We start from the raw sequence: 9,698 nt of genomic DNA on the forward strand, positions 1-9,698 counted from the left end.
CACCACCGGCACCACCGGCACCACCGGCACCACCGGCACCAAACAAAGATGTGGCCGGGACCCGAGGGTCCCGGCCACATCCACATCCACGTCTACGTCTACGTCTACGTCGGTCCTGCGCCGGCATTCGCCGCCACGACCATCGGCCGACCGTCGTCGACCGACACCTCGACCGGTGTCGAACCGCCGGTCAGCGCTTGGCCGACTCGGCTTCCTCCAGCTCGGCCAGGAAGCGCTCGACCACGTCGCTGTCGGCGACGAGCGGGGCGACCGACTCACCGACCACCTTGCCCGCGAGCTCGGTCGCGATCAGGCCGAGCTCGGCGTGCAGCGAAGCGCTCGCGAGAGCGACCTCGGCGTTGAGCTGCTCGTGACCGGAGGTCACCAGTTCCTCGCGGATCCGCTGCCCTTCCTCGCGGGCCTCGGCGATCAGGCGGGCGCCTTCCTCGGCGGCCTCCTGACGCACGAGCGCGGCCTGACGGCGCGTCTCGGCGATTTCCGTACGAAGTTCGGCGACCACCGCCTCGCTGTCCGCGTGCGCGTTCGCGGCACGGTCGAACCCGCCTTCGAGCGCGTCGTGGCGGTCGGCGATCGTCTGGGCGATACGCGGAAGCAGCACCTTCGCGAACACGAGGAAGACGAGCGCGAACAGCACAAATCCGACGATCAGTTCGGCTACATCAGGCTTCAGTGGTCCCATGTTTTTGATCCTCGATTGTCGACGGGCACAAATCAAGTGCGCGTACCGCCCCGGACCACACAAAGTGACCAATGCAATGCGCAGCGCACGCAATCCCGCCCAGCCACGCATCGAACCGGGGCCGGACTCCCCCCAGGGTAGAACGAGCCCGGCCCTGCCTCGTACCGAGGTAGGCGCAACGGGACACCTCCGCGACGCCTCGGCAAGGCCGCCGCAACGGTCTCCGCACGCGGACAAGCGGCGGCGGGCCGCCGCTACCGCACCGCGGGAAAGTCGATCAGCACGATCGGGTCCCCCGACGGCTCGGCCGACCCGCCCGGCGGTTCGACCGTGACACCGACACCGGTCGCCCGGTCGATCGCGGACGCGATCAGCGCCGAACCGGGCCGGATCAGGCCCATCGAGCGCATGTGGCCGTTGTCGTTGTACCAGCCCTGATAGACCCGGTCGTTCGACAACTTCGGCAGCCCGGTCATCACCACCACCGTCTCGTCGAGGGCGCGCGAGACGATCACCCGTCCGGTGCCGCCGCCGGTGACCGGGGCCGACGCCTGGACCGCGTCGGGCGCGGTGACGACCGCCTCGATCCTGGCACCGCGTTCGCGCTGCGCGGCCACGGCGCGTTCGGCCTTGCGCGCGTCCTGGTACTGGTTCACCGCCACTCCGCCGAGCGCGCCGATCGCGGCCAGGCACGCGGCGAGCGCGAAGGTCGTGAAGCGCTTGCCGCGGCCGGGCTTCGCGGTCGGCGCCGCGTCACCGACCGGTACCTCGGGAGGCAGCTGACGCACCGTCGCGATGCCGTCCATCACCCGACGCTTGAGTTCCGCCGTCGGCGTCTCGGACACCGCCGTCGCCAGCCGCGCGGCGGTCTCGCGAAACTCGTGAACCTCCTGCGCGCAGGCCGAACACACCTTCAGGTGTCGCTCGAACTCACGCCGTTCGTCCGTGTCGAGGGCGTGCACGGCGTAGGCCCCGGTCATCGTGTGCAGGTCGGCGGAGGTCATGTCCCCACTCCCAAGCAGTCGCGCATGCGAATCAGGCCGTCCCGCAGGCGGGTCTTGATCGTGCCCAGTGGCACCGCCAGGAGGCCGGCCACCTCACGGTGGGTGCAGCCGCGGTAGTAGGCCAGGGTCACGGACTGCCGTTGCAGTTCGGTGAGGGTGCCCAGGCAGCGGCGCACCTGTTCGCGTTCGAGCCGGTGCTCCACCTCCTCGACGACCTCGTCGTACTCGGGTGAGTGGTCGCGCAACGCGGTGCGGTGTTCGCGATCGGTGGCGGCCTGCGCCGAGCGGACCCGGTCGACCGCGCGGTGATGGGCCATGGTCAGGATCCACGTCATCGCGCTGCCCTTGTCCGGCCGAAAGCGCGCGGCGGTGCGCCAGACGTCGAGCATCACCTCCTGTGCCACCTCCTCCGACTGGGCGAGATCGCGGACGACCCGTCGGGCCACCCCGAGGACCGCGCCGATCACGGCGTCGTACACGTGTGAGAACGCTTCGTGGTCACCCTGCGCGACGCTCGCGAGCCGATCCTCCAGGCTCGGTCCGCGGTCGGCGGTGCCGGCGATGTGCACGACGGTTCTCATGCGACCCCACAGCGGCTCTCGACGCCGCGCTCGTACATACCGTTCATGTCCGACTCCCGCTCACACCCACGCCCGAAACCGCCACCGCACCTGCCGAAACCGAAAGCGAAACCGGATCCGAAACCGAAACCGGATCCGAACGCAAACCCGAACCGAGACCGAACCCGAACCCGAACCCGAACCGAGACCGGACCCGAAGCCGAACCCGGCGAGACCGGACCCGAAGCCGGGACCGGACCCGAAACGCCCCGCCACCCGAGGAAATCACCTCGTCGACCGAGACCTGAACACGACGTCGACCGAAACCCGCGCCGACCGCCACTGCACAGGCGTCCGACCCACATTCGGCGCCGAGGCTCGAACGGATTGGTGAGAAACCAAGAATTCCGGATCAAGGAACCCGAGCCGATCCCGAGCCGATCCCGAGCCCGAAACTCTTTCGGGGTACGGACCAATCCGTACCCCTCAGGGCCGCGAATGGCCCGATGTGAAGGGAATCAGAAGTCGCCGATGGGCGCGGGCCGGTCTGGCCGCGCTGAGCGGACTGCTGTCCGCGGGCACGGCCTTGGCCGTGGCCGAGTTCGCCGCAGCGTTCGTCAGGCCCGAGGCGGCTCCCCTTCTTGCCGTCGGGGGATCGGTGATCGACCGCACTCCCCCGGCGGTCAAGGACTGGGCCGTCCGGGAATTCGGCAACAACGACAAGTTCGTGCTCCAGTCGGGGATCCTCGTGGTCCTCGCGCTGATCGCGATCGGGATCGGAGTGCTTTCCCGGCGGTTGCGCCGCACCGCGATGGTCGGCGTGTTCGCGTTCGGGGTACTCGGCGCGTTCGCGGCGTATCACCGGGCGGGCGCGGGCGCCGTCGATCCGCTGCCGTCCCTGGCGGGCGGTGTCGTCGGTGCGGCCGCGCTGTGGTGGTTGACCAGGCCGATCGTCGAAACGAGCACGCAGGAGCGCGCGTTCGACCGTCGTGCGTTCCTGATCGCCGCCGGCGTGGTGGCCGGCGCGTCGACCGTGGCCGGTATCACCGGTCGCATCGTCACCGACGGCAAGCGCGCGTCGATCGCCGCGTTCCGCAACGGGCTCAGGCTGCCCGCGCCCGCCGAGAAGGCCCCGCCACTCCCGGCCGGCGTCGACCTGCGGATCCCGGAACTTTCCTCGTTCACCACGCCCAACGGCGACTTCTACCGCGTCGACACCGCGCTGATCGTTCCGCGTGTCAACGCGCGAACGTGGTCGCTGCGGATCCACGGCAAGGGCGTGCGTCGGCCGTTGACGTTCTCGTACGACGATCTCCTGCGCCGTCCGCTGATCGAGCGGGACATCACCCTCACGTGCGTGTCGAACGAGGTCGGCGGTCCGTACACCGGCACCGCGCGCTGGCTCGGCGTGCGGCTGGCCGACCTGTTGCGCGAGGCCGGGGTCAAGCCGCCGTCTCAGGGCGGCAAGGCGGATCAGCTCGTGTCGCGTTCCACCGACGGGATGACGATCGGTACCCCGGTCGAGGTCGCGCTCGACGGTCGCGACGCGATGCTCGCGATCGGCATGAACGGCGAACCGCTGCCGTTCGAGCACGGCTTTCCCGTCCGGATGATCGTGCCCGGCCTGTACGGCTACGTGTCCGCGTGCAAGTGGCTCAAGGACATCGAGCTGACCACGTTCGCGTCGTACGACGCCTACTGGGTCAAGCGCACGTGGTCCCGTGAGGCGCCGATCAAGACCCAGTCGCGGATCGACACCCCCAAGCCGTTCGCGCGGCTCAAGGCCGGTGTACCGGTACCGATCGCCGGCATCGCGTGGGCCCAGCACCGCGGCGTCCTCGCCGTGGAGGTCAGCGTCGACGGCGGCCCGTGGGAACGTGCGCGGCTCGCCGAGGTCCCGAGCACCGACACGTGGCGCCAGTGGGTGTGGGAGTGGACTCCCTCGGCCACCGGCAGCCACCGGATCGAGGTTCGCGCGACCGACGCCACCGGTGCGGTCCAGACCGACAAACGCGTGGGCACCGTGCCGGACGGCGCCACGGGTCGGCATTCGGTGGTGGTCACGGTCACCTGACGACCCGTCGTTTCCCCTGCCTCGGCAGCTTTTGTCCCATCAGCCTTTCCCCCGATCCATCACATCCTTCGAAGGAAGCGTCATCATGAAGACCATCCGCCTTCCCCGCACCATCGCCACCGTCGCGGCCGTGGCCGCCCTGGCGATCCCGCTGGCCGCCTGCGGCGACGACAAGGACGATTCCGCCAAGAAGACGGAGACCTCCACGCCGGCCTCCGCTCCGGCCGCCGCACCGTCGTCCGCCGCCGGCGCGGGCGCCCCCGGTTCGTCGGCGCCGGCCGACATGGCGTCCACTCCGTTCGGTTCGGCGTGCGCGTCCGTACCGGCCACCGGCGCGGGCAGCTTCACCGGGATGGCCAAGGACCCGGTCGCCACCGCCGCGTCGAACAACCCGGCGCTGTCCACGCTCGTGGCCGCGGTCAAGGCCGCGGGCCTGGTCGACACGCTCAACACCGCGCAGAACATCACCGTGTTCGCGCCGTCCAACGACGCGTTCGCCAAGGTCCCCAAGGACGCGCTGGACAAGCTTCTCGCGGACAAGGACATGCTCACCAAGGTGCTGACCTACCACGTCGTGGGTCAGCGGCTCGCGCCCGCGAAGCTCGACAACGGCTCGTTCGAGACGTTGGAGAAGCAAATGGTCACGACCAAGGGCTCGGGCACCATGTACACCGTCAACGACGCCTCGAAGGTGGTCTGCGGGAACGTACAGACGAGCAACGCGACGGTCTACATCGTCGACACCGTGCTGATGCCGCCGGCGTCCTGAGCCGCCGGACCGGGCTACCCCGGAAGGACTGGGAGTACCGGGAGCACCGGGAGCACCGGGAGCCTGACCCACTGAACGCATGAACGCGGCCGGCCGTGCCCCCATACCCGGGGGACGCGGCCGGCCACGGTCGCGCCGGGTGCCGTCGGGCCTCTCCCTCCAAGGCCCGCCGGCGCCGGGCGTCAGCCCCCGTCGGCCGGTTGTACGAGCTTGTTGCCACCCACCAGGTCACCGTTGTTCACGAAGTCCCCGTTGAAGGTGAAGCCGCTGCCCGTCCCCCCGCGACGGGCAGTGGACTTGCGCCTCTTCGGCTGGGTCTTCGCGGCGCCGCCGTCCGTGGCGGGTGGACGTTGATATCCGGGCACGTACACCCATGCGGTCTCGTCGACCTCCTTGGCCTGCACGCGCACCTCCCCGTATGTACTGCGTTCGAGCCCGCCCCGTTCCGGTGCCACCACCGCCTCGTGCCACGCGCCGGAGACGATCAGCGCCAGGCACGCGCGGTCGGCCGCCGTGAGTACATCGCGCAGCGCGTCGGCGTTGACCAGGCGGCACGCGGTGTTGATCGCGGTACCCGACCAGCCCCGGGCGTCCTGGACCACGTCTCCCGCGTGCAGCGAGACCCGCAGTCGGATCCGCGCCTCGTCGCTCGCGTGCCGGTCGTGGTTGCGCAGGCCCGCGTGCAGCCGGTCGATGAACAGATCGGTCAGGTCCTCCTTGGGCACGCTCGGCGGCACCAGCAGGATCGCTCCGTCGCCGCGGTCCTCGACCACGCACGAGTCCCACGCGATGCCGGCCGCTTCGAGCGCGGAGTGCAGGAGTTCGTACAACCTGCCCCGCACCCATTCCTGGGTGACGTCGGAGCGCCTGCCGAACCGTTCGACATCGAGCACCAGGATCGACATGTACCGCGACTTGGCCCCCACGAGTTCCCCTTCGCCCAGTCGACCGCTTGCGCCCGCCCTGTTCCTGCGTGTTCGAGCGCCGCATGTCGAACACAGCTTTGCCTGCGCCGCGTTCGTGCCTGCCGCTGCTCTGTGCACTTCAAGAACTACCGTGCGCCGGACCGCCTGTACGCGTCAGATGACACACAACGCCCGATCCGTTGTCGTCATCCGTCCGCCCATTCGCGCAGCGCGGGCGGATCGGGCACCACGATGCTGCCGCGCCGGGTCCGCACGAGTTCGGACTCCTGGAGGACGCGCAACGCCCGGACCACCGATTCGCGGGAGACGCCTATCGCGTCGGCGAGTTCCTGCTGGGTCGTACGGATCACGAACGGCCCGTTCGTGCTGCCGAACGTACGATCGGCGAGCGCGCGGGCGACCCGCCGGCCCGTCGCCAGCGCGCCGTACTCGACCCGCCAACGGTCCGACTCCCGGATCCGCAGCACGGTACGGATCAATATCGCGTACACCAGCGGGGCGTTGGTGTTGAGCAGGTCGCGAAAGCGGCTCAGCGGCACGAGCACGGCCGTGACCGGTCCGAGCGCGACCACCGTCGCCGAGCGCCCGCGCCCGTCGATGCACGCGAGTTCGCCGACCAGCTCGCCGGGTCCGCGCACCGCGATGGTGACGGCCGAACCGTCGGCGGTGGCGCGCTCTATCTTGACCTGTCCGTGTTCGATGAGCACGACATGGCGCGGGTGGTCCCCCTCCATGAACAACGCGTCGCCGCGGTCGTAGAACAACCGCCGCCCGGCCATGCGCAGGACATCGGAGAGCTCCTTGGGCAACGCCTTGTCGTCCTCGGCCATGCCCGCTCCCTCGGTCGGTTCGTGCCGCCAGAGCTTAATGACACCCGGTCGGATCAGTCAGCTGATGACTGATCCGGTTGGAGCCGGGAAGGCATGCCGATCACTCGACGTGACCGGGGAACGAGGGCGGAGCGAAGAGAACCGGGAGCAACGCGAAAAGGTCGTTCGTTCGAGTCGGTGTCCCATGTTCGCGACATATGGGGATACGTTGCGGATGCGTTGCGAAAGCATCGGGATACGAGGAGATACAACAGGATACGACGGGATACGAGGGCGTATGACGGCATGCGGCGGCGGATGACGGCGTATGCCGGGATGCGTTCGGCACGGACCGGCGAGCGACTCGACGGCAGGTCGGACGAACGGACGGTGGCACGATGGACGCACGAATGCTGTACGCGCAGGTTGTTCAGGACTTGACCGCAGGGTCCACGAACCGCTTCGTGGACCGCGCGGAGGCCGGACCGGTCGAGGTCGAGGCGCTGCGGCGAATCGCGGGCGAGGAGTATCGGATCGTCTCCAGCGACCGACGCTCGTTTGCGCTGCTCGCGGCGCGATACCCGGACGCGGCACCGCTGTTCCTGTCGCTCGCGGCCGGCGAGGGGCAGGCCCTGGGCCTGCTCGTACCGTACGCGGAAGCGGTGGGCCTGACGGTGGGCGACCTCGTGGCCTACGACCCGAGTCCGGCAGCGCAGGGCTACCCCCACTACCTGGCGTGGCTCGCACAGTTCGGCTCACGTAGTGACGTCGCCCTCGCGCTGCTCGCCAACTTCGGTTTCTGGGGCGGCTATTGCGCCCGGTTCGCGCAGGCCCTCGGCCGCCACCACGAACTGACCGAGGATCAGGTCGCGTTCTTCACGTTCTTCTCGTCCCTGCCACCGGGGTTCGAGGACGCGGCGCTGACTCTGCTGCAGACCGGTCTGGACGCGGGCGACGACCAGGAAGGCGCCAAGCTCGCCGCCCGGATGATGCAGGGCTACGAACTGGCTTTCTGGGACGCCCTCCCGATCACGTGAGCGCGGCGCGGGCGAGGGTCGCTAGTCGACCTTCGCCTCGGTCAGTCCCGCGTTGGCCGCGCCCTCGGAGAGCACCGCGTCGGCGACGGTCGCGCGCACGGTCTGCAACTGTTCGCGCAGACCGGCGTCCGTGGCCGGGTCCGCCAAGGCCCGATTCACGTCCAGGATGCGAAACGGCGGGCCCGGACTGGCGTACAGCGGGCGGAACTGCGCCTTGGTCACGCTCCATGTACCGGCGGCGTCCCGCGTGAACGTGAACAGCCCGGCCGAGCTGTAGTTGCCCTTCGGCTTGTCCGGGAAATTCGCGAGCTCGTCGCCCATTCCGTAGATCACCCAGGTGCCGTTGACCTGCTCGTATGCCTGCGGAACGTGGTTGTGTGTGCCGATGATCAAGTCCACGTCCTTGCGGCCGTTGTCCGTCGAGGCGGTCAACTCCTTGGCCAAGGCGCGTTGTTGCTCGTCGGGCTCACCCTGCCACTCGGTGCCCCAGTGGATGCTCAGGAGGACGAGTTCGGCGCCCGCGCGGCGCGCGGTGCGGGCCTGCTCGATGATCCGCTGCTTGTCGATCACGTTGACCGACCACGGCTTGTCCTCGGGCAGCGGGATGCCGTTGGTGTCGTACGTCCAGGACAGGTGCGCGACCTTGACGCCCTTGACGTCGAGGATCGTCGGCGCGGCTTCCTGCTCGCTGCGCGCACTGCCCGCGTGTTCGACGCCGGCCTCGTCGAGCGTGCGCAGCGTGCGCTCGATGCCGGGGAAACCGCCGTCGAGGGTGTGATTGGACGCGGTCGAGCAGCTTTCGTAGCCGGTGTCGGCGAGGGTCCTGGCGATCTGCGGCGGCGCGGCGAAGATCGGGTATCCGGTGAACGGTCCCTCCGGAGGGCCGTACGGCGTCTCCATGTGACAGATCGCCAGATCCGACTGTCGTACGAGCGGGGCGACGCCCTCGAACATCCGGTGGAAGTCGTATCCGCCGGCGCCGGCGTCGAGCTGCGACTGGGCGATGATCGTCGGATAGGCGAGCACGTCGCCGGTGGTGGTGAGGGTGAAGCTCGTCGGCTGCCTACCCGGCGGCACCTGCGGGACGTTCGCGGGGCTTCCGGGGCTTCCGGACTTCCCGGGAGGCGGGTTCGCACCCTTTTCGGCCGCGTTCTTGGTGCTGTCCGAGTCCCATACCAACGTGATCACTCCGACCAGCAGACCGACCACCACCAACGCGATTGCGGCACGCAAAAGCTTGTTCGACATGTGCATGGCCCCGTGTTCCCCCCAAGCGCGGTGCACAGCCGGCTCACGGCCGTTCGGGGGAACTCTCGCACGCACGCTCGAAAGCGCTCCATGGCGCTCGGGTCACAACCGGGCATCGAATGACGACGGTCGAGCAAAAGCGGAGGCGCGGACACGCGGACACGCCAAAGCGCGGACGCGCGACGACTCGAAATCGGGTGCACGTGGCAACGCGTGCGGGCGAACAGGCGTGCGGGCGTGCGGGCGGGCACGTGCGGGCGGCGCAAGGTACCGGGACCGTGCGCCGCCCGGGCGTCGTCGTTACCCTTCGCACGCTTCCAGGTACTTGTGCAGGATCAGCTTCGCGATCGACGTGTGCGCACCGATCGGTTCGGCCGCCGTACAGCCGGCCGCCTCCGCGACCTTCGCGATCCGGCCGGCCTCGATATCGGGGCCCAGGACATGCGGCGCGAGCGCGACCGATCCCGCGCCCATCTCCCGAAGCCGGTCGGCCGCGGCCACCACGGCGTCCGGGTCGTCGAGGTCGGCGGTGGTCACGGGCAGCGCGAGCCGCGCCGCGAGGAGCACGCCG

Annotated in this window: 9 protein-coding genes and 1 pseudogene; 3 read left to right on the plus strand and 7 right to left on the minus strand. The window is 69.5% G+C overall.

All coding sequences use genetic code 11. From position 1 onward, the window contains the following. Nucleotides 1-190: 190 nt before the first annotated feature. The 3 genes from GT354_RS18690 to sigK form a co-directional block, all read right to left on the minus strand. Nucleotides 191-700: a hypothetical protein gene (locus GT354_RS18690; RefSeq protein ID WP_161357438.1), complete on the minus strand. Its 510-nt coding sequence runs from the start codon at nt 698-700 to the stop codon at nt 191-193. A 254-nt stretch (nt 701-954) separates the two neighbouring features. Continuing rightward, nucleotides 955-1,704: an anti-sigma factor gene (locus GT354_RS18695; RefSeq protein ID WP_161357439.1), complete on the minus strand. Its 750-nt coding sequence runs from the start codon at nt 1,702-1,704 to the stop codon at nt 955-957. After that, nucleotides 1,701-2,285, minus strand: coding sequence for an ECF RNA polymerase sigma factor SigK (gene sigK / locus GT354_RS18700; RefSeq protein ID WP_161357440.1), 585 nt, complete (start codon nt 2,283-2,285; stop codon nt 1,701-1,703). Before sigK ends, GT354_RS18695 begins: the two co-directional genes overlap by 4 nt. A 487-nt stretch (nt 2,286-2,772) precedes the next feature. On the opposite strand from sigK, the gene GT354_RS18705 reads away from it, so the two are divergent. After that, complete coding sequence (locus GT354_RS18705) at nt 2,773-4,338, plus strand: sulfite oxidase (RefSeq protein WP_346012075.1); 1,566 nt, start codon at nt 2,773-2,775, stop codon at nt 4,336-4,338. Nucleotides 4,339-4,423: 85 nt separating this feature from the next. Further along, on the plus strand, nt 4,424-5,107 hold the full coding sequence (locus GT354_RS18710; protein WP_161357441.1) for a fasciclin domain-containing protein: 684 nt from the start codon (nt 4,424-4,426) through the stop codon (nt 5,105-5,107). 182 nt (nt 5,108-5,289) lie between these two features. Here GT354_RS18710 and GT354_RS18715 read toward each other — a convergent pair whose 3' ends face one another. Both GT354_RS18715 and GT354_RS18720 read right to left on the minus strand, forming a co-directional pair. After that, complete coding sequence (locus tag GT354_RS18715; protein ID WP_161357442.1) at nt 5,290-6,033, minus strand: hypothetical protein; 744 nt, start codon at nt 6,031-6,033, stop codon at nt 5,290-5,292. A gap of 185 nt (nt 6,034-6,218) precedes the next feature. Further along, nucleotides 6,219-6,863, minus strand: a complete 645-nt coding sequence (locus tag GT354_RS18720; protein WP_161357443.1) for a Crp/Fnr family transcriptional regulator — start codon at nt 6,861-6,863, stop codon at nt 6,219-6,221. 377 nt (nt 6,864-7,240) lie between these two features. On the opposite strand from GT354_RS18720, the gene GT354_RS18725 reads away from it, so the two are divergent. Further along, nucleotides 7,241-7,879, plus strand: coding sequence for a transcriptional regulator (locus tag GT354_RS18725; protein WP_161357444.1), 639 nt, complete (start codon nt 7,241-7,243; stop codon nt 7,877-7,879). Nucleotides 7,880-7,900: 21 nt separating this feature from the next. Here GT354_RS18725 and GT354_RS18730 read toward each other — a convergent pair whose 3' ends face one another. Together GT354_RS18730 and GT354_RS18735 are read right to left on the minus strand one after the other, a co-directional pair. Next, complete coding sequence (locus GT354_RS18730) at nt 7,901-9,127, minus strand: CapA family protein (protein ID WP_202512028.1); 1,227 nt, start codon at nt 9,125-9,127, stop codon at nt 7,901-7,903. A 300-nt stretch (nt 9,128-9,427) separates the two neighbouring features. After that, nucleotides 9,428-9,698, minus strand: a pseudogene (locus tag GT354_RS18735) (hypothetical protein); the annotation flags it as partial.

Source organism: Streptomyces sp. SID3343, from assembly GCF_009865215.1.
Classification (GTDB): domain Bacteria; phylum Actinomycetota; class Actinomycetes; order Streptomycetales; family Streptomycetaceae; genus Embleya.